The 25544-nt window shown below is 68.1% G+C and carries 17 protein-coding genes, 1 tRNA gene and 4 pseudogenes; 12 read left to right on the forward strand and 10 right to left on the reverse strand.

Translation table 11 applies throughout. The annotated features are described in order from the left end of the window. The 6 genes and pseudogenes from ABZW18_RS02790 to ABZW18_RS02815 form a co-directional block, all read left to right on the forward strand. Nucleotides 1-392: pseudogene (locus tag ABZW18_RS02790) on the forward strand (FAD-dependent oxidoreductase); the annotation flags it as partial. Nucleotides 393-567: 175 nt separating this feature from the next. After that, a pseudogene (locus ABZW18_RS02795) lies at nucleotides 568-1155 on the forward strand (transposase); the annotation flags it as partial. Nucleotides 1156-1526: 371 nt separating this feature from the next. After that, nucleotides 1527-2525 (forward strand): hypothetical protein, encoded by a 999-nt coding sequence (locus tag ABZW18_RS02800; RefSeq protein WP_356181098.1) that lies wholly within the window; start codon nucleotides 1527-1529, stop codon nucleotides 2523-2525. Continuing rightward, nucleotides 2522-4318: an AAA family ATPase gene (locus ABZW18_RS02805; protein ID WP_356181101.1), complete on the forward strand. Its 1797-nt coding sequence runs from the start codon at nucleotides 2522-2524 to the stop codon at nucleotides 4316-4318. Before ABZW18_RS02800 ends, ABZW18_RS02805 begins: the two co-directional genes overlap by 4 nt. Then, nucleotides 4315-5538: a restriction endonuclease gene (locus ABZW18_RS02810; protein ID WP_356181104.1), complete on the forward strand. Its 1224-nt coding sequence runs from the start codon at nucleotides 4315-4317 to the stop codon at nucleotides 5536-5538. The genes ABZW18_RS02805 and ABZW18_RS02810 overlap by 4 nt, the downstream gene beginning before the upstream one ends. Nucleotides 5539-7668: 2130 nt before the next feature. Further along, nucleotides 7669-7848 carry a hypothetical protein gene (locus ABZW18_RS02815; protein ID WP_356181107.1) on the forward strand — a complete coding sequence of 60 codons (180 nt, stop codon included), beginning with the start codon at nucleotides 7669-7671 and terminating at the stop codon, nucleotides 7846-7848. 198 nt (nucleotides 7849-8046) lie between these two features. Here ABZW18_RS02815 and ABZW18_RS02820 read toward each other — a convergent pair whose 3' ends face one another. Then, nucleotides 8047-8271, reverse strand: coding sequence for a hypothetical protein (locus ABZW18_RS02820; protein ID WP_356181110.1), 225 nt, complete (start codon nucleotides 8269-8271; stop codon nucleotides 8047-8049). A gap of 946 nt (nucleotides 8272-9217) precedes the next feature. Between ABZW18_RS02820 and ABZW18_RS02825 the strand changes: the two genes are divergently transcribed. Continuing rightward, nucleotides 9218-9670 (forward strand): GntR family transcriptional regulator, encoded by a 453-nt coding sequence (locus ABZW18_RS02825; RefSeq protein ID WP_356181113.1) that lies wholly within the window; start codon nucleotides 9218-9220, stop codon nucleotides 9668-9670. Between the two features lie 10 nt (nucleotides 9671-9680). After that, entirely contained in the window at nucleotides 9681-10262 is a 582-nt protein-coding gene (locus ABZW18_RS02830) for an HD domain-containing protein (RefSeq protein WP_356181116.1), read from the forward strand. On the opposite strand, the gene ABZW18_RS02835 is transcribed toward ABZW18_RS02830, so the two are convergent. Next, nucleotides 10236-10709: an NUDIX domain-containing protein gene (locus ABZW18_RS02835; RefSeq protein ID WP_356181119.1), complete on the reverse strand. Its 474-nt coding sequence runs from the start codon at nucleotides 10707-10709 to the stop codon at nucleotides 10236-10238. The genes ABZW18_RS02830 and ABZW18_RS02835 overlap by 27 nt on opposite strands. Nucleotides 10710-10719: 10 nt before the next feature. Then, nucleotides 10720-11046, reverse strand: a pseudogene (locus tag ABZW18_RS02840) (XRE family transcriptional regulator); the annotation flags it as partial. On the opposite strand from ABZW18_RS02840, the pseudogene ABZW18_RS02845 reads away from it, so the two are divergent. Then, a pseudogene (locus ABZW18_RS02845) lies at nucleotides 11041-11877 on the forward strand (site-specific integrase); the annotation flags it as partial. The pseudogenes ABZW18_RS02840 and ABZW18_RS02845 sit on opposite strands and share 6 nt — an antisense overlap. 65 nt (nucleotides 11878-11942) lie before the next feature. Here ABZW18_RS02845 and ABZW18_RS02850 read toward each other — a convergent pair. Beyond that, nucleotides 11943-12016 (reverse strand) — tRNA-Pro (locus ABZW18_RS02850). Between the two features lie 168 nt (nucleotides 12017-12184). Here ABZW18_RS02850 and ABZW18_RS02855 point away from each other — a divergent pair. After that, on the forward strand, nucleotides 12185-12475 hold the full coding sequence (locus ABZW18_RS02855; RefSeq protein WP_356181122.1) for a YiaA/YiaB family inner membrane protein: 291 nt from the start codon (nucleotides 12185-12187) through the stop codon (nucleotides 12473-12475). Between the two features lie 771 nt (nucleotides 12476-13246). On the opposite strand, the gene ABZW18_RS02860 is transcribed toward ABZW18_RS02855, so the two are convergent. Next, the gene (locus ABZW18_RS02860; protein ID WP_356181125.1) at nucleotides 13247-13612 is read right to left on the reverse strand and encodes an MmcQ/YjbR family DNA-binding protein; all 366 of its coding nucleotides are present in this window, start codon (nucleotides 13610-13612) and stop codon (nucleotides 13247-13249) included. A 182-nt stretch (nucleotides 13613-13794) separates the two neighbouring features. Then, nucleotides 13795-14868, reverse strand: a complete 1074-nt coding sequence (locus ABZW18_RS02865; RefSeq protein ID WP_356181128.1) for an alpha/beta hydrolase — start codon at nucleotides 14866-14868, stop codon at nucleotides 13795-13797. Between the two features lie 765 nt (nucleotides 14869-15633). On the opposite strand from ABZW18_RS02865, the gene ABZW18_RS02870 reads away from it, so the two are divergent. Continuing rightward, nucleotides 15634-17013 (forward strand): FAD-binding oxidoreductase, encoded by a 1380-nt coding sequence (locus ABZW18_RS02870; protein WP_356181131.1) that lies wholly within the window; start codon nucleotides 15634-15636, stop codon nucleotides 17011-17013. 374 nt (nucleotides 17014-17387) lie between these two features. Beyond that, nucleotides 17388-20447, forward strand: a complete 3060-nt coding sequence (locus ABZW18_RS02875; protein WP_356181134.1) for a glycoside hydrolase family 2 TIM barrel-domain containing protein — start codon at nucleotides 17388-17390, stop codon at nucleotides 20445-20447. A 94-nt stretch (nucleotides 20448-20541) separates the two neighbouring features. On the opposite strand, the gene ABZW18_RS02880 is transcribed toward ABZW18_RS02875, so the two are convergent. The 4 genes from ABZW18_RS02880 to ABZW18_RS02895 all read right to left on the reverse strand — a co-directional run bounded on the left by ABZW18_RS02880 (nucleotide 20542) and on the right by ABZW18_RS02895 (nucleotide 25469). Next, the gene (locus ABZW18_RS02880; protein ID WP_356181137.1) at nucleotides 20542-21888 is read right to left on the reverse strand and encodes an MBL fold metallo-hydrolase; all 1347 of its coding nucleotides are present in this window, start codon (nucleotides 21886-21888) and stop codon (nucleotides 20542-20544) included. Between the two features lie 389 nt (nucleotides 21889-22277). Next, nucleotides 22278-23030 (reverse strand): metalloregulator ArsR/SmtB family transcription factor, encoded by a 753-nt coding sequence (locus ABZW18_RS02885; protein WP_356181140.1) that lies wholly within the window; start codon nucleotides 23028-23030, stop codon nucleotides 22278-22280. A gap of 126 nt (nucleotides 23031-23156) precedes the next feature. After that, on the reverse strand, nucleotides 23157-23402 hold the full coding sequence (locus ABZW18_RS02890; protein ID WP_356181143.1) for a hypothetical protein: 246 nt from the start codon (nucleotides 23400-23402) through the stop codon (nucleotides 23157-23159). A gap of 144 nt (nucleotides 23403-23546) precedes the next feature. Next, the gene (locus ABZW18_RS02895) at nucleotides 23547-25469 is read right to left on the reverse strand and encodes a protein kinase (protein ID WP_356181146.1); all 1923 of its coding nucleotides are present in this window, start codon (nucleotides 25467-25469) and stop codon (nucleotides 23547-23549) included. Nucleotides 25470-25544 lie beyond the last annotated feature (75 nt).

The raw sequence follows: 25544 nt of genomic DNA on the forward strand, positions 1-25544 counted from the left end.
GCACCTTCCGGGCCGACCGCGACGCGAGCGTCTTCGACAACCTGGAGAAGGCAACGCACACCGGCCTGTGGTGGCCCGACAGCGACGCCTTCAAGGCGGTGCTCGACGGAATGGCGGAAGCCTGCGCGCAGTACGAATCGAATGCCATCGACGGCGACGCGGCCGCGGACCGGATTATCCGACTCGTCCGGGAATCCGAGGCAGTGTCTCCGGGATTCGGCTGGAAGGACGGGAACCGCCGGTTCATCTATCCCGACCGGCGCCAGATGGCCGCGTTCCTGGATTGGGCGGCGGCATCGCCGCTCCCGGGACTGAGCACCCTCGGCCGGGAATGCCTGCAGGCGCTGCGCAAGGCAGGCTTGGTGCCCGCCCCCGCCGCCGGAAGCCGGTGAGCGGCATGTCCATGCGCGATGGGCTCAGCACCCAGGAAGGGGAGTGTAAAACTAACGGCGGATCTGCCGATCAAGGAAGAGACGCCAAGTGACTGAGCAAAGCGTTGCGTTGAAGTCGGCGGGGACCGTCGAGCAGGGGTCGCCGGCGGGGGCCGCTGATGACCAGCTGGTCTCGATGCTGGTGGATCGGGCCCGGTCGCAGGGCCTGCAGCTGACCGGGGAAGGCGGGCTGCTGCAGCAACTCACCAAGCGGGTGCTGGAGTCGGCTCTGGACGGTGAGATCGCCGACCACCTCGGCTACGGCAAGCACGATGCGGCCGGGAAGAACAGCGGCAACAGCCGTAACGGCACCCGCGCCAAGACCGTGCTCACCGAAGTCGGCCCCGTAGAGGTGAAGGTGCCGCGGGACACCGCCGGCAGCTTCGAACCGCGGATCGTGAAGAAGCGCCAGCGGCGCTTGACCGGCGTGGACGAGATGGTGCTGTCGCTGTCGGCGAAGGGCCTCACGCACGGCGAGATCTCCGCGCACCTGGCCGAGGTCTACGGGGCCGAGGTGTCGAAGCAGACGGTCTCGAACATCACCGACAAGGTCATGGAGGGCATGGCCGAGTGGCAGAACCGGCCTCTCGACCGTGTCTACCTGGTCCTGTTCGTGGACGCCATCAACGTCAAGATCCGCGACGGGCAGGTCGCGAACCGGCCAGTCTACGTGGTCATGGGCGTGACGGTCGAGGGCCACCGGGACATCCTGGGAATTTGGGCGCCCCGGCGGAGCGTCCATGGTCGCCACCGTGGCGCCGCCAACCGCGCCGCACTGACTGGAACAAGGAGTACGCCCATGGCTTGGGTGGAAATGGGCCCGGTCAACGAGTTCAGCCAGCGGGCGAACGCCTCAGTACTGGCCGCGCCGACCGCGAGCCCGCTGCCGACTTCGCCTTCTTCCTCCACGACCCGTCCGAGCTGGACCAGGCCGCCAAGCGTTTCCCGCTTACGCCTGACGAAATCACGCTCCTCAACCCCAACACCGGGACCTGCCCGGTCTTCCGCTCCCGCCGCGACGCCGAAATTACCCTCGGCATCTACCGCCGCGTCCCTGTCCTCATCAAGGAGGGCAGCCACGGCAACCCCTGGGGCGTGTCGTTCATGCAAGGCCTTTTCAACATGACGTCCGACTCCCACCTCTTCCACACCCGCGCCGCCCTCGAAGCCGACGGCTGGACCCTCCGCGGCAACGTCTTCACCCGCGGCAAGGAGCGCATACTCCCGCTCTACGAAGGTCGGATGGGCCACCAATATAATCACCGATTCGCTGACGCGACCGGCTCGCACGAGTCGACGATTGCTGAACTGAATGCCGCAGACTTTGTCGTTCACCCGCATTACTGGATCTCTCTCGCGGAGACACGCAAGCGTCAAGATCGACGCAGATTCGAATGCAGAACGGGAATGCTGGGTCATCGACGAGTGGCGCGCAACAACGACGAGCGCACGTGCATCTCAACGATCATCCCATGGGGAGCAGCTTCCTACGGATGGATTCTCTCAGCAGGCCCCTCCGCCAAGCATCTCACCTGGTTGGAAGCGTCATTCAACTCTTTCCCCTACGACTACGCCTTGCGCAACAGTCTCAGTCAGCCGAGCGTCCCGCAAATTACATCAGAGCAAGTTCCTGTACCGACGCCAGAACTTCTTGTGGCCCACGGAAGCTTCATCGGCCCACGTGTCCTCGAACTTACCTACACCGCCCATGACATGGCCCCCTTCGCCGCCGATCTAGGCGACACGGGCGCACCCTTCCTCTGGGACAAGGACCGCCGCATGGTCATCCGGGCCGAGCTGGACGCGCTCTTTTTCCACCTCTACGGAATCAAGCGCGACGACGTGGACTACATCATGGACACCTTCCCCATCGTCAAGCGCAAGGACGAGGCCGCCTACGGCACCTACCGCACCAAGGAGCTCATCCTCGAGATCTACGACGACATGACGACCGCCATCCGAACTGGCAAGCCCTACAAGACCATCCTCGACCCCACCCCCGGTCACGGTCCCCGCCACGCTAAACACTCGGCACGAGACCCGAACCGCGAAACACCCACGTCGGCTCACCCTGAAGGCGGTGAACTCCTGTGACCGAACCCACCGCCTACGAAGTCATGACCAAACGCCGCAAGGGTGAAATCATCCGCGGGCTCCTCTCCGTCTTCGCCGAGCACCCCGACGGCATCCAGGAAGCCGAGGCGGACAAGATCCTCCGAGAGCGTGTCCCTCCCCACCCTTGGGAGCTGATCTCCCCAGCCGACGACGGGCGGGACAGCTACTCGCTCGCGGAGAGCTGGTTCGCGGTCGGTCCGGCGAAATACGGCTGGGTGACCAAGAAGAACGGCGCCTGGGTCATCACCGAGGAGGGTCGACGCATCCTCGCGACGTTCCCCGACCCCGAGGCATACATGGCCGAAGCTGACCGGCTCTGGCGTGAGTGGCATGCCTCGCGCACCGATGGAGGCGAGCGCGCGTGGCTGGTGCGCGGGGCGAACGTCCAAGGCAAGGACCTGGTCCCTACCTGGCTCTCCGAGGGCTTCTGCTCGCTCGCGGCCTCTCGACTCGGCGAGGTCGGCGAAGGCGCCACCAAGGACGAACTGAAGTCGCTCGTCCACGAGCGCTACCAGCACCTCTCGTACAACGCGCAAAGCCTGAAGATCGACGAGCTCCACGCCTTCCTCTCCCGTATGCAGCCCGCCGACCTCGTCGCGACCACCACTGGCGGCCAGCTCTACGTCGGCACCATCACCGGTGCGCCCGAGTACGTCCCGACCGAGGACGGGCGGTCCAACCTGCGCCGTGACGTTGACTGGCACTCGGTTTCGATCGATTACGCAGACCTGCCCGAAGCGTTGCAGGCGAAGCTGTCCGTGCAGCATGACGTCGTCGACCTCACCCAACTGCTGGACGTCGTCGAGGGGCTGTTCACGGTCGAGGCGGCCGCCGTCGAACAGGCTGTCGTCGAGGTTCGGGCCGCACGCGAAGTCGTGCTCAAGGATCCGGATACGGCCCTGGCCGACGAACTACTCGTCCCGCTCGAATGGCTCCAGGAGATGCGCGACCTCCTCCAGGAACGCAAACAGCTCATCTTCTACGGCCCGCCTGGGACCGGAAAGACCTACCTGGCCCAGGCGATCGCGGAGCACCTCGCGGGCGGCCGGGAAAGCGTCAAGCTCGTGCAGTTCCACCCCTCCTACGCCTACGAGGACTTCTTCGAAGGCATCCGGCCCGTCCTCCACGGGGGCGAGGGCGGAACCATCGGCTTCGACTTGCGCTCAGGCCCCTTCCGTAAACTTGTCGACGCCGCCGAGGAGAACCCGGAAACCCCGTACTTCCTGATCATCGACGAGATCAACCGGGCCAACCTTGCCAAGGTCTTCGGTGAGCTGTATTTCGTCCTGGAGTACCGCAACCGTTCCGTCGATCTGCAGTACTCCGGCGATTTCAGCATGCCGTCGAACGTCTTTCTGATCGGCACCATGAACACTGCCGACCGCTCCATCGCCCTGGTAGACGCGGCGATGCGACGCCGTTTCGCCTTCGAGGCCCTGCATCCGGACCAGGAGCCCACGCGCTGGCTGCTCTCCCGCTGGATCGATCGCCACCATCCCGGCCGACAGGACGTCGCTCAGCTCTGGTACGCACTCAACTTCCGTATCGATGACAAGGATTTCAAGATCGGCCCGTCCTACCTGATGCGCGACTCCGCCTACACGGAGGGCGGCTTGGAGCGCATCTGGCGAACCGCAATCCTGCCGCTGCTGGAAGAACACCACTACGGCCAGGACCTCGATATCGAGCAGCGGTACGGGCTGGCGTCGCTGAGACACTCGGTCGTTCCCCAACCCGAGACCACGCAGCCCTCGCCGGAGGAGCCGCAGTGACCCGCCTCGACCTCGTAGAACTCGGCGACTGGACCGACGTCCGGCTCGACCCCGCCACTGGTCAGGCCCTCGCTGCCTCACAGGTCGTCGAGACCCGCCCGACTCCGTACGACGCCGGACTGTGGCAGGTACGGGCACTCGCCAAAGTCGGCGTGGCTAAGATCGCCAGCGTCGAGCTGCGCATCGCGCCAAAGATCCCCATCCGGCGACTGTTCTTCCTGCTCGGCTACGTCCGCAACCCGCGCGGCTGGCGCGAACACCCCGTCGAAGTCGGGGAAGAGAGCGGCCTGCTGCCCGCTCTCGCCTACGCCTTCGAGCGCCAGGCCGACCGCGCGGTGCGCCAGGGAATCCTGCAGGGATACCGATACACCGAGGACGCCCTCCCAGTGATCCGCGGACGGCTGCGCTACACAGACCAGCTCCGCGACTGGCAGGGACTCCCCGTGCCACTCGAGGTGAGCTACGACGAGTTCACCGTCGACATCCCCGAAAACCAGCTCCTGCTCGCCGCGACAGAGCGCCTCCTGCGGCTTGCGGGCGTCGCGAAAGACGTACGCCACCGGCTGCTACGGCTGCGCCTGCGATTCACCGACGTCAGCCGGCTGGTGCGAGGCCGACCGCTGCCGACGTGGAGGCTCACCTCACTCAATGAGCGCTACGAGACGGCGCTGGGCCTCGCCGAGATCGTGCTGCGTGAGGCTTCCATCGAGCACGCCGAGGGCGCCGTCCGCGTGGACGGCTTCCTGCTCAACATGGCCCAGGTCTTTGAGGACTTCATCACCACAGCGCTCGCCGAATCGCTCTCCCCGCATGGCGGCAGGTGCCGATTCCAGGCCACGCACCACCTCGATGAGGACAATCGCATCCGCATGAAGCCCGACCTGGTCTGGTACGACGCCGACCGCCGTCCCCTCGCCGTCGCCGACGCCAAGTACAAAGCCGAGAAACCCGCCGGATTCCCCGATGCCGACCTCTATCAAATGCTTGCCTACTGCACCGCCCTCAACCTGGCCCACGGCCACCTGGTCTACGCAAAGGGCAACGAACCCCAGGCCCAACACACCGTCCGCAACGCCGGAGTGACCATCCTCCAGCACGCACTCGACCTCAACCAGGCCCCGTCCGCTCTCCTAACCAATACCGCCCGCATCGCCAACGAGATGCTCGGCCTGACGGAGGTGATCACCCAGTTACAGCAACAACCACTGATGGAAACGTGATCACTGCGCGAACACGGTTCCCCCGCCACTCCGTCCCACGGTCCTTCGACAAGTAGCGGCAGCAACAACGGCTCCACAGCGCCTCGTCCGACGCGCCCAGCACGGTGCGGGCCCCGTCGTCGCCGTACACCGGGAGGACGCGGCCACGGCTCCCGGCCGGATACTGGGCGGCCGACAGTCATCACGAAGTCACTCCGCTGTCCTCGGAGTGGCCGGCAGCTTGCTCCCGCTCCGCAAGGGACCTCAGGACGTCGACGATGTACCGGGCGTGAACGGAGGGCTTGGGTCCCCATCTGCCGCGCCTGGAGAAGCCAGCGGCTGCGCTTTCGCCTCACTCGTCATACCTTCCAGCATCTCGCCGACGTCCCAGTTATCCGTCACATCAGCTGCTCATTGCGTGCTCGCCGCGCTCGCGTCGACCGATTCGACACCGAGCCCCGGACAGGTAGCTTGCCGTCGGCGCTCGTCACTTACCGCCTCGGGGGAACGGCACCAGCCGTGCCCGTCCCTCAACCGCCACCGTGGCATAAATCCGCAGGTCAGCGCCGTCTCCACGACCAGCCATGTTTTGTGGCTCCTGCCGAGGGCTCGAACCTGCGGCTACGGACGCTCATGTCCCAGCAACCCCCACTTGACCATTCGTCAGCTTCGACCCTCAGGGTCCGGCGACAGTCGGCACGGGCGTCGGATCCCCCGTCGCATGATGAAGGTAGCGGCGCTTGCCGGATCATCACAGCCGTCTACGGCGCTTCCGACTCCGGGAGTCAACAGATGACGATCGTTGATAAGGGGCATTACCTCGTCTTGAACCAAGCCAACGGCTGTGGACGCCACCCGTCATGCGCCGTGACCTGCACGCTTGTCTCGCCGATGCTTCGCCTCCGCGTTCACCGACCCGTCGATTGGGGCGTCGCGTGGGAGCAACGTCGATCTCGGAATCAGTAAAGGGGCATGGAGTAGAGAAAAGGGGCAATTGACTCCCGGCCACCACGGTGCACACACGTCCACCAACCGCGAACGGGCGACCAACGGCTCCCTACTGTTGACGACCGCGCACCACCACCGCGAACGGCCGGACACATCGACCGGACCGGGCGACGGACGAATCGGGCGCGATTGACACCTTGGGAGCATGGGAGCACGAGCGTTCCCAGAGGGCTCCCACATGGGAGCAAACATTCATACGACAAAGGCCGCTCCCGATGATCGGAAACGGCCTCTGACCTGCGAAAACACCGTCGGGACGACAGGATTTGAACCTGCGACCCCTTGACCCCCAGGCACACCAAGCATCCACATGTACTGGGTTGCGCCACACCCTGACCTGCTTCGCACGTCCGTGACAGTCCCAGGACGTCCACCACGGTCCGCGCGCGTTGTCACTCAGATCGTCACGCAGCCACCGACGAGGAAACCGAAGCCCCCTACTACGCGACTGCGACATCCCGAAGCCCGCTTGCCGACGGCTGGGACGCCCAGCGATGTGGCACCTTGCCCCTAGGAGCCCACTGCCTGCAAATACAGCCAGCTGAGCGCACTTGACCCCCAACACATTGCAGGAGCTGTTTCTACAGGTCAGAGTGCATATGACGCACGCTACGTTGTTCGGCTGAGCTGGCGTTGTTCGGGTGCGTGCTTAGCGTGTGGTCCCAAAGTGGTCCCACCGCCCGGACAAGCTGCGCATGCATATCGCCCAGGGGAGCGCTCCAGGCGCTCCGGCAGCAGCGCCGGCGGCCGCTCCGGCAGGTCAGAATGTAGCGTCCCGTCTGGCGACGCTACACCAGCTGCGTGCGGCCGAGGCAATCACGGATGCGGAGTGCGCCCCTGTGCGCCCTCTGTGCTGATTTGCAGTGTCATGATCTGGAACGCGCGGCGACGAGGGCTCGTTGGGTCAAGCGCTAGTACGGCACGACGCCGCCGCAGTGGCGGGTCCTCGCCGGGCAGGTAAGAGGTGATTCGTGATCAGCAGGTATCTGGTGCGCAGCATCACCAAAAGAGCGGGCGATCTCCGCTGTGAGCGCTGGCATCTGCAAGGGGATCCCAGGAGCGGTAGGTAAGGCGATCGGCGGTCCAGTGGGTGGCGTTGTCGGCGCGGCAGTCGGAAGTCTGGCGGAGGACGCCGTGAACGACGTGCTGACTGAGGCAGTCGACACCACAATCGCGGCCGTCGAGCTCGTCGCCGATGTGCACCATGTGGCGACGAACCTCGACTTCTACGCGAAGGTCTACGCGGCCAAGCAGATAGGCAAGATGAAGGAAGGCCCCGGCAAGCAAGTCGCTGCGGGGGCGGCAAGTTGGATTCTAGACTAGGGCATCACGGCGAAGGCTCCGACCAGGTGAGTTGGTCGGAGCCTTCGTGTGTTGGCTGGTCAACCTGCTTTTGGGCGGGCTGATCTGCCACGAGTGTTACACAGCCAGACGCGGATGGTGCCGGGGCTTGATGCCGGCGGCGAGCTGGGCGGCGGCAGTGTCGACGAGGACGCATCAAGCCATGCTGCCCGAATCACGCTACATCTTGAGGAGGTCGTCGAACTGGGCGTGGGAGCCGTCGATGAAGTTGCCCTGGCGCGCGACGATCCCCCCTTGGGGACCATGGATGGCCAGCTCCGGGAAGATCTCGATATTCCGGGAGATGTATACGACCTCGCCTTCCGCGAAGAAGTCGCTGTCGGCATACATGACGGTGTCACCCAGACCGAATGGCTTGCCGACACGGTCACGGCATTCAGACATTTCGTCCTCCTTTGGTTCGCTTCTGCTTCCAGTGTGTGAACCGTCTTGGCAGGCTGCATCTCAGCGCGTGTCCGCTTCGCGTGTGCGGCGGGGAGGGGGTCCGTAGCCTTGAGGGGTTTCGGTGCCGGGCGAACCCCTGCTTCCGTGGCCTCCTGGCAGGGGTGTTTCCGCTGATCAACTGGCCTGTCGGGGGTTAGGAGGTGATCAGGGAGAACTCCCTGCCTCCCTGTGGCCTCCCCTTAATCCTCGTCGCTGCCGTCGGGCGGGTCATTGAGGGCTCGGACCACCTTCTCGGCGTCGAGGACCATACGGCCGTCGGACTTGTACAGCGCTGCGTCGGGCTCGTCCAGAGGGATGAAGCGAAGTCGCCTCCGGCTCCTCCGCCTTTCCCAGTCGGCTATGCCGACGGCTGCAACATCCTGGGGGCCGCCCCCCAATGTTGCAGCGCTCTACCCGGACAACCGGACACCATCACTTCGGGCTGTCCGGTTCATTAGTGCAGGTGAGCGCCCCGACCGGACAGTCGGACAGTTGGGACACCTTCCGGATCCGCGCGCAGCGGACCGACGCCCCTGGGGGCCGCCCCCCAATGTTGCAGCGCTCTACCCGGACAACCGGACACCCTCACTTCGGGCTGTCCGGTTCATTAGTGCAGGTGAGCGCCCCGACCGGACAGTCGGACAGTTGGGACACCTTCCGGATCCGCGCGCAGCGGACCGACGCCTGTCCAGCTACTGAACTTCGCCGCGTGACGTCGCCAGCACGTGCCTCGGCCTGCGCCGAAGGGCAACCGCGACACTCACGGGTGTCCGCGCAGGTCAGAAGGCTTGCAGTGACACTGTGACAGGTGTGACACCCCCCACTGTTGCAGCCCGTACGGACCGTACCGCCGTGCTGCGGCACCGTGGCAAGCTTGCAGAGTCCGCCCGTGATGAGGGGAGAGCACGTGTCGGAGGCCAGTCCGAGGGGGACATACTTGATCATCGCTGAGTCGCTGCGACAGGGAGTCGAAAGCGTGGACGCGGCGGCGACCCTGCCATCGGAAGCGGCGCTGATGGCTGAGCACGGTGTCTCGCGGACGACTGTCCGGCGTGCTCTGCGCGTGCTGGCGGATGACGGGCTCATCGAGTCGGCCCCCGGAGTCGGCTGGCGTCCGGTGCGCGGATTCGTGACGGACCGGCGTCCGCTCGTTGAGCGCGTCGCCGGCGTGGTCGCGACTGACGGTCTCGCCGTCGGGGACGCCTTCCCCTCTGAGTCCGCGCTCTGCCAGCGGTTCGGAGCCTCGCGGACGGCCGTACGCAGCGCGCTGGCCCACCTGGAGGGGCGGGGCGTGCTGGCGACGTCTCACGGCCGCGGGCGCACCGTACGCGCTCTGCCCGACGCGGACCCGTCTGCGTAGGCTGCTTGGAATGGGACTCACACAGTGGGCGTACACCCTGGCGGAATCGCTGCTCGCCGAACCGCTGCCGCGACGCTGGGCACACTCTCAGGGCGTCGCAGCGCGCGCGCATGCCCTGCGGCCCATCCTCGGCCCGGACGCCGAACTACTCGAAGCCGCCGCGATCCTGCATGACGTCGGGTACTCGCCCGCGCTCGTGGTGACGGGCTTTCACCCGCTGGACGGCGCCCGGTACCTCCGGGACACGGAGGATGCGGACGAACGCGTCACGCGGCTCGTGGCGCATCACTCGTGCGCTCTGCTCGAAGCCGAACTGCGCGGACTGCGGCACGAGTTGGCCGCTGAGTTCGAGCTGGAGCGACCGGACCTCGTTGATGCCCTCATGTTCTGCGACATGACGACCACGCCGGACGGGACGCGGACGACGCCGACCGCGCGACTGGACGAGATCGCGGAACGCTACGGGCCGGAGGACCTGGTGACGCGGTTCATCCGCGCCGCGGCCCCGGAGATCCACGCGGCGGCCAGCCGCGTCGAACGGCGCGTGAGCGAGGCTGAGAGCGATTCAACCGATGTAGGGATCGGTGCGTGAGTCGTCCAGGCCGTGCGTAATGCGAAGCCGCATGGATGGGTGAATCTCAAGGTTTTCCAGCTGCGACAAATTCACCCATCGCACTTCTTTGGACTCTGAGCTAGTGCGGAGTTCTCCACTCACTGGGCGTGCTCGGAAGCAAATTGAGAATTGTTGGCGCACCTCTCCGTCGTCATAGGCCATGACGTGACGAGGATCGGTGTAGAGACCGCTGACGGATTCGACTTCCACGCGGATTCCAGTCTCCTCCTCTACTTCACGGATGACGGTCGTAGCGACGTCCTCACCGATGTCGTGCCCCCCGCCGGGAAGTGCCCACAGGTCGTTATCCGTCTTGTGGATGAGGAGCAGCCTCCCCGCTTGGTCGCGAACGATCGCGGTTACGGACGGCACGACGGAGTTGGCCGCTGGGGCGTTGGGATCGTTGAAGTAGTCGACGCGGCTCACTGTTTATGCCTCAGCAATCGCTAGGTGAGGAGATGGGACGGGCGGACTCCCAGACGCGTTCGATGCTCTCGACGTACGTGTCGAAGAGTTCGCCACCGGGGACGCGTTGGAGGTGCAGAACGGGCGCGAGGTAAGCGCCGACCCCGTAGACGTGGCCGTTCGCGAGCATCTCGTCATCAGCTCGATAGATCGAGTTGTAGAGCGTAGTCGAGTGCAGCCGGAATTCGACGCCTGAGAGCCCGAAGAGAGCCCCGTAGTTCACGAGAGCATTCCGAATCTTGCTCCCCATCGCGGGCCCTATTCCTTCATCCTCGCCGCGCTGTGCGACGGCCTCAGCGCCGACGTCGTGGACAAGTGGCTTGCCAGCAAGGCCAAGACCCACAGCACCCGGACAGTGCGGCTCATGCACTCATGTCTCAACCGCGCGGTGAAGAGAGCGATGGCCAGGGACAAGGTCAAGCGCAACGTGGTCGAACTCTGCTCCATCCCGCGAGGGTTGGAGGGTCGGCCTTCCAAGTCGCTCACGTTCAATCAGGCTGATGCCGTGCTCATCGCGTCGGAACGGTCGACGCTGCACGCGTACCTCGTGGTAGCCCTCCTCACGGGCGCGCGCACAGAGGAACTGCGGCCGATGACGTGGGGCCACGTTGATCTGGAGGGGGACACGTCGGTGTCTCCCTTGGTCCCGCCCCACATCGCTGTGTGGCGCTCTGTGCGGGCCGGAGGCGACACCAAGACGCGGAAGTCCCGGCGCACGCTGGCACTGCCGGAGCGCTGTATACAGGCGCTGCGCATGCACCACGAGCGCCAGGGGTGGCAGCGGCTCGCCGTAGGCGACCGCTGGCAGGAGCACGGGCTGGTGTTCACCTCGGCCGTAGGCACTCCCCTGGACGCCGCGAACGTCCGCCGGGCGTTTCGGCAGGCGATCAAGGGCGTGGACGGGCTGACCCCGGCAGAGTGGACACCGCGCGAGCTGCGCCACAGCTTCGTGTCGCTGCTCTCGGACCGGGGCATCCCCCTCGAAGAGATCTCGCGGCTTGTCGGCCACTCCAGCACAGCCGTCACCGAGGAGGTCTACCGGAAACAGATCCGACCCGTCATCCAGTCCGGGGCGGTCGCGATGGACCGCATCTTCGGTGGTGACGCGGACCGACAGTCACGCAGTTAGTCACGCACACGCCTCAGGGGCGGCATCCCGTAGAGAGATACCGCCCCTGAGCTGCGTTTGCACCGTCGGGACGACAGGATTTGAACCTGCGACCCCTTGACCCCCAGTCAAGTGCGCTACCAAGCTGCGCCACGTCCCGGTGCCCGTGCGGCCTGGGGTTTCCCCCGGCCGACCGCGCACGAGAACAATACCGCACTCCAGCGGGTGGCTGCCCACCGCGTTCAACCCTGCGGGAGTGCGGACTGATCATGCCGGGATGAGTACGGCTACTCATGTGCGGACCGGGCGGAAGGTCGACGCTACGGGCATGAGGACACCCATCCAGCGGCCCACGACCACGGCGTTCTTCGTTCAGGCCGCGATCTCGTTCGGGATCTCCCTGGCAGCCGTGGCGTACGGCATCGGCAAGCTGCCCGTCGGCGCGTGGGAGCGGGGCTTCATGGCGCTCGGGCTGATCTTCGTCGTGACGTCGAGCTTCACCCTGGCCAAGTGTGTGCGCGACCGGGAGGAGACGGAGGAGGTGACCAGCCGAGTGGACAAGGCGCGGATCGACAAGCTGATCTCCGAGCACGACCCGTTCGACACAAAGAACCTCTGATCCGTGGCTCGGCTGGGCTCCGGCCGGGCGACGCGGATGTTAGCGCCGGTCAGGGTTCTGCGAGTGGACGTCGACCAGCGCATTCACCCCCCCGGCCATCGGCCTCCGGGGAGCGGATCGGCATGCACGTTGTCGCAGCTCCGGGCGCCGCGCGCCCGTCACAGCGGTCCCGGAGAAGTTGCGCGACCTCGTGATCTGCGTGATCCGCGCGGTGTGCGCGGTGTGCGCGGTGTGCGCGGTGTGCGCGGTCGTGGCGCCTGCGTTCGTTGATTCGGAGAGTAGCGCTGTAGGTGCGGAATGTGCTGGGTCGTTTGCGCCGCCTTGGGGCTTTAGTTCCACCGACAGCACCGACGCGCGGCTGCTGCAGACGCACTCCCCCGCAGTGCCGTCAGCGTCAGCCACCTTGGTGAGCGGGAAGCGGTGGCGTGTACCCATCGACCAGTAGCCGCAAGCGGACGCCGGGCCGGAAGTCAGTGACAGCGGCGGCCATGAACACGACATACGCACCGAGCGCGCCGTCAGCACGGCCTCGCGCAGCTGGTCGATCGGGGGTACGAGGGTGGCCCGCGCGCGGGCGGGAGTGGCCGGCACTGGGGTCGGGGCTTGGGCTGGGGTCGGGGCTTGGGCTGGGGTCGGGCAGAGGTGGTCGGCGTGGGGGGTTGTCGGCCACCGGAGCCGGGCGGGCCGGGGGTGGTCGGCTGCGGGAGAGGAGGTGGGGCGGTTTGCGATGGAGTGCCGGGATCCCGGCGTGCCGCCGGCGCAGCCGACTGGTCAGCTGGCGGGGGTCTGCTCGTCCTCCCCGTAGGCCTCCGCCAGCTTGCGTGGCGCCGCCTGTTTCCAGGAGTCCAGCAGGATGGCCCGCAGTTCCTCCTCGTTCTCCACGGCAGCGAGACGTACGCGCAGCCAGGCGAAGTTGTCATCGTGTCCCGGCCGTACGAAGAACTTCTCCGGCTCCGACGTGATCAACTCCTCCCGGTCCTCGATCGGGCACTTGACCCCCATCGAGGCGTCGTCGTCGGCCAGCGAGACGAAGATCTTCCCCCGGACGCGGAAGGTCGGCATTCCCCAGGCGAGCTTCTCCTCCGTCTCCGGCAGCTCGAGCGCGATCCGGCGGACGTCCTCGGCGTTGGTGGCCATCCCGGCCCTCCGTTTCTCCCGACTGCCTCGAACTCGAATCGATCGGCTCGATCGGCTCGACCGGCGTGACCAGTCGGGCAGCTCGACTAGTTCGACCAGTTCGACCAGCCCGACTGGCAGCGATTACCCACTGCCACCGACCGTAACGCCCGCCACTGACAACGACCCCGCTCAGCGCGACCTCAGGTGTGCTTGTTCAGCCAGTCCAGCAGGTCGTGCTGCACCTCGTCCCGGTTCGTCTCGTTCAGGATCTCGTGCCGGGCGTCCGGGTACGCCTTCCAGCTCAGGTCCTCGGTACCGAGGTAGCGGAAGTCCTCCAGCAGTTCGTAGATCAGCGTCATCCCCTGATGGCAGGGGTCCTCGGTGCCGACGGCGATGTGCACCGGCAGCCCAGTGGGAATGCGGGCGAGGTTCCGGGGGTCGTTGATCTTGCGTACGGCCCGCACCCAGTCCAGTGCCAGCCCCGCGCTGAACGGGAAGCCGCAGCGCTCGTCCGCCACGTAGACGTCCACTTCGGCCTCGTCGCGCGAGAGCCACTCGAAGCCGGTCCGATGGGTGTAGGGGTCGTTGAACGATGCGAACAGGTTCGGGATGAACGAGGACAGTGCGCTGCGGCCGCGCTGCGCGATCTCCCGCTCCAGGTCCGCGATCGCGCCCTCGGTCTCCGCACCGGGCAGCGAACGGAACGTGCCCGAGAGGATCAGCCCGGCGAGCTCGTCGCCGTACTCCTGTGCGCAGTCGCGAGCCAGCATCGAACCCAGGCTGTGACCGAGCAGGACCAGGGGCGTCCCCGGATGCTCGGCACGCGCCCGGTCGCCGACCGCCTTGAGGTCGGCGACGACGGCCCGCCATCCGTCGTCTCCCGCCACGCCGTAGCCACCGGTCGACGCGGCCGTGGCGCCATGGCCACGGTGGTCGGATGCCACGACGGCATAGCCCTGCCCTGCGAGGAAGCGGGCGAACCGGTCGTAGCGCAGCCCATGTTCGGCGGCACCGTGCGCGATCTGCACGAGCGCCCGGGGGTCGCTGCCCTCGGGCAACCAGGTGTACGTCGCCACGCGCGCGCCGTCGGGCGTCTCCAGATGGTCGGAGCGGTGGGTGTTGTCGGTGCCGGTGGTCCTAGCCGTTCCGTTCGCAGGGCTGCCGTCGGCCGTTCGGTCGGCCGGGACGTCGGCCGCTCCCTCGGCCGCTCCCTCGGCCGCTCCCTCGGCCGCTCCCTCGCCGTTGCTTCCGTTTGTGCCGTTGCTGTTCGCCATGCGGCTCGCCTCCCTATCGGGGCTTCGTCGGAGTCTGCGGCCCCGACGTCACCCTCCCCGGGCCCGCGCGCCTCATGCCTTCCGGCGGGCACGAGTGCAGGGCCCGGGCGGGTGTCCCTTCCCGCATCCCAACCCACCGCACATAAAGGTGAGTTGAGGTGCGGGGCGAAGGCGGGCGCGGGGTCGGAGGACGGAGAACGCGTGGGCTCTCGCCGTGCCCTCGTGCAGTGGCCAGCCCCGCGCCCCGACGCGAGCCGTTTGGGGAGGACCAGTACGTCTCGTCGTACAGGGGAGTGATGCTACGTCAGTGTGCTCGTCAAGGAATCCGGACGAGGTCCGCCCCGTATCGAAGGGACACCAAACAAGAGGTTCTCACCGGCGGCGAAACCCGGCCCAGGAAGACAGTAACCAGTCACCCAGCGGCCGGGACCGAAGAAATCCGCCCTGCGCTAATGGGTGCAAATGCACGGCGGAATTCTCAGGCCCGCCACCACGCCGCTCTCGGAGCAGACGGATAGCAGACAGATAAGCAGCCGAGTAAACTTGAAATGCGTCCAGTAATACGTTTCCGGTAGGTACGTCTCTGGCGCCATTCTGGCACCCCGTAACACGTTCGCGGGTTGCGGATTCCCGATATTCAGTTCCAGCTTCGTCCGCAGCAGCCGCAAGTCCGCCCCGGCACGAGACGCGAGACGCGAGACCATGGCGCAACTCGTGAGACGTTCGTGAGACATCAGGCGGAGGCGCGAAGGCGAGGAGTCCACCATGCCCGATCACACTCAGACCCGAGGGATCGAAGGAAACTTCGTCCAGTGGGGCGACGCCGAGTACGAGAGCACCAGGGCGAGCATGGTGTGGAACGGCCTCAAGCCGGAGCGATACCCCGACGTAATTCTCCGTGCCGCCTCCGAACGGGATGTTCCGGAAGCCATCGCGCTGGCTCGGTCCCGGGGTCTGCGCATCGCCGTACGAGCGGGCGGGCACAGCTGGATCGGATCACCGGTACGCGATGGAGGCATGCTCATCGACCTCTCCGCACTCCGCAGGTGTGCCATCGACGTCTCTTCCGCGACAGCGACCGCACAGCCCGCCATCACCGGACATGAACTCGCTTCCGACCTCGCCCGGCACAGCCTCGCCTTTCCCACCGGGCACTGCGGATCCGTCGCCCTCGGGGGATATCTCCTCAGTGGCGGCCTCGGCTGGAACTCCGGTGTCCTGGGCCCGGCTTGTGCGAGCGTTCGCGAGATCGAAGCCGTGACCGCGAACGGCGAAGTGGTCCGCTGCAACGAGGACGAGAACCCCGACCTCTTCTGGGCGGCACGTGGAGCGGGGCCCGGCTTCTTCGCTGTCGTCACCAGCTTCCGCCTCGGCCTGTATCCGCTCCCAGAGGCGATCATGACGACCACCTACGCCTTCCCTCTGGCGGATACGGAGCGGGTTTCGAACTGGGCCACCCAGACCGCCCGTGAGCTCGATCCGACCGTCGAACTGGTGCTCGTACTCGGTACCGCCGCCCCCGGCATGACGACGCAGTCGCCGAAGCCCAAGGTGATCACCGTGGCCGCCACCGCTTACGCGGATTCCGGGGATACGGCGGCCCAGTCCCTCGAGCCCCTCAACAACTGCCCCTTCGCCGAACGCTCCCTCTCCCGTGCGCTGAACGAACCGACGACCTTCGACGACCTCCACGCCAACTCCGACGCCGTGCTGCCCCGTGAGTACCGCTACGCCACCGACACCGTCTGGTCGGAGACGGACTTGACGACGCTGCTTTCCAAGCTCACTGGCGCGGTCGCCAAAGCTCCCTCCGACAAGTCCCACGTACTCGCCCCCGTATCGTCCGTCTCGCGCGACCGGAATCTGCTGCGCAACATGGCGTTCTCGTTGCTCGGCGACAGCTATGTCGTCCCCTACGCGGTGTGGGCGGACCCGGCGGAGGACGACCTCAACATCCGCTGGCTGCGCGAGGCGGTGCGCACCGTGGAGCCGCTGGGGACCGGGCACTATGTCGGCGAGGCCGACCTCACCGCCGATGCCTCCCGCGCCGAACGGTCGTTCACACCGGACGACTGGCAGCGTCTGCAGACAGTGCGGGGGCAGTACGACCCGGAGGGCGTTTTCCACTCCTACTTGACGCCCTGACCTGACGCCCTGGGAACCTCGGCCTCGACGCCCTGGGAACCTCGGCCGACGGCCCCCACCTCGCCGCGGTTACCGCAGTCACCGCAGTTCACCTCAGTCACCGCATCGATCCGCAGTACCGCCCGCAGTCACCGCATCGACCCGCAGTACCGCCCGCAGTGACCGCATCGACCCGCATCGATCCGCAGTACCGTCCCCAGTGACCCGCAGCGCCCCGGAGTGACCCGAGCTACGGCCCCGCCCCCCGCGCTGCCTCGCGCTCCCCCCGCAGGAGCGAAATCCCATAAGTCGTCAGCTGGGTCCATTCTCCTCCGGCACCGGCTGTTGCAGGGTGTGGTGCAGGACTGCAGAGCGCGCGCGCCTTGAGGAGACGAATGAGCGACGCCCACGACACTCCGGACACTCCCCTCCCCTCCCTCCCCTATTACGAGGACCCCTCCCCCGGGCAGGGCACCCTGCCGCCCCGCGCCTGGTACGCCGCCTCCGACGCCGCCCGGATGAGCCTGAACGGCATCTGGCGCTTCCGGCTGTCCCCGACCGCGACGGCCGAGGACGAGTCCTTCGCCCGCCCCGACTACGACGCCTCGGGCTGGCGCGAACTGCCCGTTCCCGCGCACTGGGTACTGCACGGCCACGGCTCCCCCGCCTACACCAACACCCCCTACCCCTTCCCCATCGACCCCCCGCACCTGCCCACCGAGAACCCGACCGGCGACCACCGGTTCGTCTTCGACCTCCCCGGCCCGGACGGCCCGGATCACTGGGACGGCGAGGCGGTGCTGCGCTTCGACGGCGTGGAGTCCTGCGCCCGCGTCTGGCTCAACGGGGAGGAGCTCGGCACCTTCAAGGGCAGCCGGCTGCCGCACGAGTTCGCGGTCGGCAGGCTGCTGCGACCGGCCGGCAACGTTCTCGCCGTCCGGGTCCACCAGTGGTCGTCCGGCACCTATCTGGAGGACCAGGACCAGTGGTGGCTGCCCGGCATCTTCCGGGAGGTGTCGCTGCTGCACCGCCCCGAGGGCGCGGTCCGCGACTTCTTCGTGCACGCCGCGTACGAACACACGGACGGTACCGGCACCCTCCGCGTCGAGTCCGAGCCCGGAAACGGCCGGATCAGCGTGCCCGAGCTGGAGTTGGACCTCGCAGCCGGAGAGTCCGCGACCGTTCCCGTGGAACCGTGGAGCGCCGAGATTCCGCGGCTCTACGATGCCGTCCTGACGACGGGCGGAGAGCGCGTACCGCTGCGCATCGGCTTCCGCACGGTCACCGTCGAGGGCGGTGTTCTCAAGGTCAACGGACGGCGCATCCTCTTCCGCGGAGTCAACCGGCACGAGTTCCACCCCGAGCACGGCCGGGCCGTCGACCGCGAGACGATGCGCCGTGATCTGCTGCTGATGAAGCAGCACAACATCAACGCCGTCCGCACCAGCCACTATCCGCCGCACCCCGCCTTCCTCGACCTGTGCGACGAGCTCGGGCTCTGGGTGATCGACGAGTGCGATCTCGAGACCCATGGCTTCCACGCGATCGGCTGGCGCGGCAACCCGGTGGACGACGACCGCTGGACCCCGGCGCTGCTCGACCGCGCCGCCCGGACGGTCGAACGGGACAAGAACCACCCTTCCATCGTCCTGTGGTCGCTGGGCAACGAGTGCGGTTCGGGGCGCGGGCTGACCGCCATGGCCCAGTGGATCCGCGACCGCGACCCGCACCGCCCGATCCACTACGAGGGCGATCAGTCCTGCGCGGACACGGACGTCTACTCCCGCATGTACGCGGACCACGCCGAGGTCGAGCGGATCGGGCGGTGCTCCGAGACCCCGTGGGGGGACTCGGAGTTGGATACGCGGCGGCGGGCACTGCCGTTCATCCTGTGCGAGTACGCCCATGCGATGGGCAACGGGCCGGGTGGCCTGAAGGATTACCAGCGGCTGTTCGAGACGTACGAGCGCTGCCAGGGCGGTTTCGTCTGGGAGTGGATCGACCACGGCATCGCCCGCCGCACTGAGGACGGGCAGCGGTGGTTCGCGTACGGCGGGGACTTCGGCGAGGAGCTGCACGACGGGAACTTCGTCTGCGACGGCCTGCTGTTCCCCGACCGCACCCCCTCCCCCGGCCTGGTCGAGTACAAGAAGGTGATCGAGCCGGTCCGGATCGAGGGCGACGGAAAGGCCGGCACCGTACGGATCACCAACGGGTACGACTTCGCCGACCTGGCCGGGCTCTCCTTCCTCTGGTCGTACGAGGTCGAGGGAGTCCCGGCGGCGGAGGGGGAGTTGGCGGTTCCGCCGCTCGGGCCCGGCGAGTCGACGGAGCTCAAGCTGCCCGCGCCGCCGGCCCCGGCGCCGGAACGTGCGGGCAGCGAGGCGCTGTGGACCGTACGGGCCGTGCTCGCGTGCGACACCGGGTGGGCGGGGGCGGGGCACGAGGTCGCGTGGGCTCAGCTCCCGGCCGCCACGCGCGTCCCGCCGCGGGCCCCCGTTGCACTGGCCGTCCCGCGCCGGGGTGAGGGGAACCTCCTGGTCCTCGGCCCCGGCACGTTCGACGCCGCCACCGGCGCACTGCGCTACCTCGACGGCTTCGAGATCGTGGCACCCCGGCTGGATGTGTGGCGGGCTCCGACGGACAACGACGAGGGCGCGCCCTGGCAGCCGGACTTGCGCATGGGCCCGGTCTGGCGCGGGCTCGGCCTGCACCGCATGCAGCACCGGGTGGTCTCGGTACAGGCCGGGGAGGCGGAACTGGTGGTCCGTACCCGGGTCGCGCCGGCAGCCAACGACCTGGCTCTGGACACGACCTTCCGCTGGAGCGCGGACGGAGACGGAGACGGAGCAGCGGTTGCGGATGCGGATGCGGATGCGAATACGAATGCGGATCGGGACAGGGGCGGAGTCGGAGGCAGGAAGGGGCGCGTGCTGCGGCTGAACGTGTCGGTGACGCCCGAGGGCGTATGGCCGTGCCCGCTGCCACGGCTCGGCGTGCGGCTGGGCGTGTGCGAAAGCCTCGGACGCGCCGAGTGGTACGGCGGCGGTCCGGGCGAGGCGTACCCGGACACACGGTCCGCCTCCCGGATCGGCCGCTGGGCCATGCCGGTCGACGCGCTGCAGACCCCGTACGTCCGGCCGCAGGAGAACGGCGCCCGGGCCGATGTCCGGTGGGCGGAGCTGCGCCGCATCGACGGCACGGGGCTGCGGATCGAGGGCTCCCCCGCCTTCTGGTTCACGGCCCGGCGCTGGACGAGCGAGCAGTTGGACGCTGCCGCGCACACCCCGGATCTGAGGCCGGGGCCGGCGGTGTGGGTGAACCTGGACCACGGGCTGCACGGCATCGGCAGCCAGTCCTGCGGACCCGGTGTGCTTCCGCAGTACGGGCTCGCCGCGGCACCCGCGTCATTCTCGTACGCCTTCTCGACGCTGGAGGAACCGGACGCCGGTTAGGACGTGGGGCCGACTGGTCCGACGCATGGCGCCGCCCGCGGTACGCCGCCCACCGCCCACCCCGCCTGGCGTGCGCCGTCCGCCGTCGGACGGGCTAGGACGACGGTGCGGTGGCGGTGGCCGGTCCGGCGGAGGAACCGGAGGCCGTGCCGGTCGCGGAGCCGTCGGCCGGGGCGGTCGTAAAGCCCTCGGACGCGGAGCCGGCAGCGGCACCGGCCGTGGAACCGGCGGCCGGACTGGGCGCAGAGCCGGCGGCCGGACTGGGCGCGGAGCCGAATGCCCCTCCCATGGCCGGTTCGGCAGTCGTGCCGGTGCTGCTCGGCCAGCCGTGCGCGGGCGGCACGGCGACCGCACGCCACCACGGGTCGACGGTCTGGTCGGCAGCGGGTTCGAACGGCGCTCCGGGCCGTGGCACGGCGACCTTCGCCCCGGCCTCCCGCGCCGCCGCCACCGTCCGCTCGGCAGGCTCGGCCCACGGGTGCGGCGCGAGGTTGAAGGTGCCCCAGTGGATCGGCAGCAGCGTCCCGGCCGGGCTGCCTCCGGAGAGGTCGGCGTGCGTCAGCAGCCCCTCCTCCGGGGTCATATGGATCTCCGGCCAGAACTCGCTGTAGGCACCGATCTGGATCATGGTCGCGTCGAACGGGCCGTACTGTGCGCCGATGTCCGCGAAACCAGGGAAGTAGCCGGTGTCGCCGCTGTGGAAGATCCGGTGATCGGGCCCCGCCACCACCCACGAGGCCCACAGGGTGCGCATCCCGCCGCGCAGTCCGCGCCCGCAGAAGTGGCGGGCCGGGGTCGCGGTCAGGGTCAGTGCCCCGACCTGCGTCGACTCATGCCAGTCGAGTTCGGTGATCTGCTGGGCGGCGACGCCCCAGTGCTCCAGGTCCGCGCCGACGCCGAGCGGCACGGCGAACCGTGTTCCCGTCCGGGCCAGCGCGCGGATCGACGGCATGTCGAGGTGGTCGTAGTGGTCGTGGGAGATGACCACCACGTCGACCCGGGCCAGCTCGGTGAGCGGTACGGGTACGGGGTGGAGTCGCCGCGGCCCGACGAAGGTGAAGGGCGAGCAGCGCTCGCCCCAGACCGGGTCGAACAGCACCCGGTGCCCGTCGATCTCGGCGAGCACACTGGCATGCCCCATCCAGGTCAGCCGCAGCCCGGAGGCCGGCGGCTGCCCCCAGTCGGCGGTGTCGGGCCGGTGCACCGGGATGGGGGCGACGGGCGATCGGCCGGCGCGGTCGGCGCGGCTCAACTGGGTGCGCAGTATCGGCATGGCGGAGCCGGGGAGCATGGTGCGGGTGGGGACGGGATTGCGGAACTGCCCGTCGGCGTACTGGGGGGACTGCCGGATGCGTTCCAGCCGCTCTCCGGCCGGGTCCGCGCCGAAGGACGCGGGGCGCAGCCGGGTGATCAGGGAGCGTCGGGGGCTGGATCCGGTCACGGAACCTCCAGGGTGAGGACGTCGGGGAGCGCGCCCGAGGTGGGGCGCACTCCGTACCTTCCATTATGAGCACCGGGAAATAATCTTGGTATATCCCGAGAGCGTCACCGCAGGTCAGGGGGTGAGGGGCGGGCTCCGACGGTGTCCGCTCCGGTCCGCCCCGACCGTTCCGCGGCCCGGGGATGCGCCCGGCTGCGGGTGAAGCGCTCCCCCTCACAACCACGCGCGCCCCTCAGGTACTCCCCTGCCGTCTCATCCTGTTCGCCGGATTTTCGCGCTCCGACAGAGACCGCGCCCAGTTTCGCGCTCCGACAGAGACCGCGCCCAGAGGAGGGAGACAACCGTGCGCGGGGCAGCGGCTCCGCGTCTCAGCTCCGCAGTCATAGAGCTCAGCTATAGAGCAGCGATCCCGGCGTGGTGAGCAGCTCGCCCGTCTCGAGCCAGGTCTTCAGGCCGGAGAGGATCATCGGCCAGCCGCCGTAGAGCTCCTCGTTCGCGCCCTCGCGCAGCTGGTCGTGGGTCACGGTCAGACGGCAGGAGTCGCCGACGGGCTCGATCTCCCAAGTGACTCTCGAGGTGCCCTCGTTCTTCACGTCGTCGCTCCAGAGCGCGATCATGCTCTGGACGAGCCGGCGGGGCGGGTCGACCTCGAGGTTCTCCCCCTCGCCGAGCGGTGCGTCGGCGCGTGGCGAGCTCATCTCGTACGGCGAGCCGGGCGTCCAGTCCGAGGTGACCCCGACACCGAAGTTGTACTTGCTCCTGATCTCGGGGTCGGTGATCGCCTCCCAGAGTCGCTCCGGGGTCGTGCGGATATAGATCTCGAAGATCTTCTCCATGGGACTCTCCAGTGTGCTCTTGAGACCGCTGAGCGCAGCCGCCCAGGGCTCGGCGTACTTGCTCACCCACCGGTCGTGGACGAGCCGGATGGGGACCGGGTTCAGGAAGTGGAGCTTCTCGCGGCCTCGTCGCCTGGCGACCACCAGGCCCGCCTCTTCGAGCTGCTTCAGATGCTTCATCACGCCGAAGCGCGTCATCTCGAAGCGCTCCGCGAGGGCGTTCAACGTCTGCCCGTCCTCACGGAAGAGCTCGTCGAGCAGGCTCCGCCGCGTCGGGTCGGCGAGGGCTCTGAACACTGCGTCCATGCCGTCGATAATAGGTGACCTTTTAGTCACATATCAAGGGTTGCCGAGCCGGTCGGCGTGGGAGCGCCGCGGGCGGGTGGCGATCCCGGGTGGGCGATGATCTCGGGTGGGCGCGATGCGCCGGACTCACCGCCCCCATCTGTGCCCGGCGTTGACCCAGGCGAGCCGCACACTGAGCTCTTCCCGGGGAGTCATTCGCCGGACGCTCTCGGGCTTGGCGTCCCACTGCCGTCCGCCGCCGAGCGGCCTGAGCTGCACAAAGCTGTCAGTGCGCATCAATACGACGCCCGCACGACCCTCGCTGACGTCTCTGGCCAGCTCACCCGGACCGACCACGGACTCGTCGCCCGCGGACCCTGTTTCACCGCTCACCGTCACGGTGCTGGCCCATCCCCGGTACGGGCGGACTCTAACCGGCAATTCATCACTGTGAGTGAAAATTAGGGAAAATCAATCACTCTCTGCGACGAGATCCGGAAGCCGTCCGGGTCGGCGCCCCGCAGACCGGCCGGATCCTCACCGCACCTTGGCGTACGTCCGAGGCTCCATGTCGCCACCAGTGAACTCGCGGTGGAGCCCGCGCCCACCGTCCACCCTCCGGAGTGTGGAGGACGCACCCGCCTCGCACCCGCCCGCGGGCTCGGACTCGGTGACCACCGAGGGGCCCACCATGAGCGTCTCGCCGACCGAGAACAGTTCGGCGCTCGCCTCGCAGTGTCTGCCGTTGACGTCCGAGACGAGGGAGAGGACCGGGCTGCCCACGGGAGCCTGCCGGACGATCATTTGCCGCCCGCCTCCCCCGCCGCCACTCAACTGCTGCTCCCAGGTGCCGAGATAGCCCTCGGGGACGCGCTCCGACCCGGGCACCACCTTCCGCAGCGTGCCGTTGCGGCCCGCGGCGGACCAGGTGAGGGTGGAGGCCGAGCGCAGCTTCAGGAAGTGCTCACCGAGCGCGGCGCACCGGCCCTCGGGCCTGCTCTTGACGACCTTGGTGTCGAGCCGCACCCCGTCGTCGGTGGATACGAGCTTGCCGTCGCTCTTGCACTGGTACGTCCCGCCGAGGCTGATGCTGGTGGCCACCAACTCGCCGATCTCTCCCCGGGAGATGACGAAGCGGCGGTACCCGCCGGTGGGTTCCCCGTCCCGCTCCACGGCCCCCGACCACGTACCGACATACGGTTGGGGAACGGCGGATGCGGATGCCCCTGCGCCGTCGTCGCCCCGACCGCGCAGCGCCGGGAGGGCAGCGGTGCCCGCGACCGCCGCGACGACCACCACCGCGGCGGCGGCCAGCAGGGCCCGGCGGGCCCGCTGTCCCGGGCGCTCAGCGGCCCCGTGGCCGGGCTCGGGCAACGGCGGACCGTGGTGGCCCGCCGGCAGCGTGTAGGTGTCGGCCTCCGAAGCTTCCAGTGCCTCCGAAGACTGCGAGGACTGGGGGAACTCCGCAGCCGCTGAGACGTCCGGTTGCGCCGGCCGCGCGGCGTACGCGGACTGATGTCCGGGCGCTCCGGACGGCGGGGTGTCGGTGTCAAGGAGCCGTACGGCCTGCCGCCCGAGTTGGGCGATGAGCGGAGCGGGCAGCCACGGCGGCGCCGCGGTCCCCGATTCCTCCGGGCGCGTACGCGCCGCGATCTCGTCCGGCGTCGGGCGCAGACCGGGCTGCTTGGCCAGACAGGACGCGATCAGTGCGCGCAACGGTCCGTCCGGCAGCCCGCTCAGGTCCGGATCCTCCTCGGCAATTTTGAACATCACCGCGTGGATCCCGCTGTCGACGCTCCCGAACGGCGTTCTCCCCGTCGCCGCGTAGGCCAGCACCGTGCCGAGGCAGAAGACATCGCTCGCCGCGGTGACGCGCTCGCTCCGTACCTGCTCGGGCGACATGAAGCTGGGCGAGCCCACGACCGTGCCGTCCAGGGTCACGCCGTCCTCCGCGGCGGACTCCAGCGCCCGGGCGATGCCGAAGTCGATGACGCGGGGGCCGTCGATGGTGATCAGGATGTTGGAGGGTTTGAGGTCACGGTGGATCAGACCGGCGCCGTGGATGTCTCGCAGCGCCTGCGCGAGTCCGAACGCGAGGGTCCGTACGGAGTGTTCCGGCAGCGGGCCCCGCCCGTCCTCGGGCGGGCCGCCGACGACCTGCTGTAGTGACGGCCCGGCTATGTAGCCGGTGGCGACCCTGGGGACCTCGGCTTCGGTGTCGGCGTCGAGCACCGGCGCCGTCCACGCGTCGCCGACGCGGCGGGCGGCCTCGACCTCCTGGCGGAAGCGGTGGCGGAACTCGCTCTGCTCGGCCATCCCGGCCTTGATGAGCTTGACCGCCACGGTGCGCCCGCCTCCGGAACGCGCCAGATACACCCGGCCCATGCCGCCCGCGCCGAGTCTGCCCAGCAACCGGTAGTCACCGATCCATTGCGGGTCCTCAGCTGTCAGTGCGTCCATGGCGGGTGCCTCTCCCACGTCACCTGTCCCCCGTTACTCCCCCCATGTCCCACGTGCTTGGCAGCCGAGGGTAGT

This window comes from Streptomyces sp. NPDC004647, assembly GCF_040609575.1.
Taxonomy (GTDB): domain Bacteria; phylum Actinomycetota; class Actinomycetes; order Streptomycetales; family Streptomycetaceae; genus Streptomyces.

Coding starts and splice junctions, on each gene's coding strand:
- ABZW18_RS02895 (WP_356181146.1), bottom strand. CDS start 25,469: ATGGACGCACTGACAGCTGAGGACCCGCAATGGATCGGTGACTACCGG.
- ABZW18_RS02875 (WP_356181134.1), top strand. CDS start 17,388: ATGAGCGACGCCCACGACACTCCGGACACTCCCCTCCCCTCCCTCCCC.
- ABZW18_RS02865 (WP_356181128.1), bottom strand. CDS start 14,868: ATGGCGAACAGCAACGGCACAAACGGAAGCAACGGCGAGGGAGCGGCC.
- ABZW18_RS02855 (WP_356181122.1), top strand. CDS start 12,185: ATGAGGACACCCATCCAGCGGCCCACGACCACGGCGTTCTTCGTTCAG.
- ABZW18_RS02820 (WP_356181110.1), bottom strand. CDS start 8,271: ATGTCTGAATGCCGTGACCGTGTCGGCAAGCCATTCGGTCTGGGTGAC.
- ABZW18_RS02870 (WP_356181131.1), top strand. CDS start 15,634: ATGCCCGATCACACTCAGACCCGAGGGATCGAAGGAAACTTCGTCCAG.
- ABZW18_RS02885 (WP_356181140.1), bottom strand. CDS start 23,030: ATGGACGCAGTGTTCAGAGCCCTCGCCGACCCGACGCGGCGGAGCCTG.
- ABZW18_RS02860 (WP_356181125.1), bottom strand. CDS start 13,612: ATGGCCACCAACGCCGAGGACGTCCGCCGGATCGCGCTCGAGCTGCCG.
- ABZW18_RS02830 (WP_356181116.1), top strand. CDS start 9,681: ATGGGACTCACACAGTGGGCGTACACCCTGGCGGAATCGCTGCTCGCC.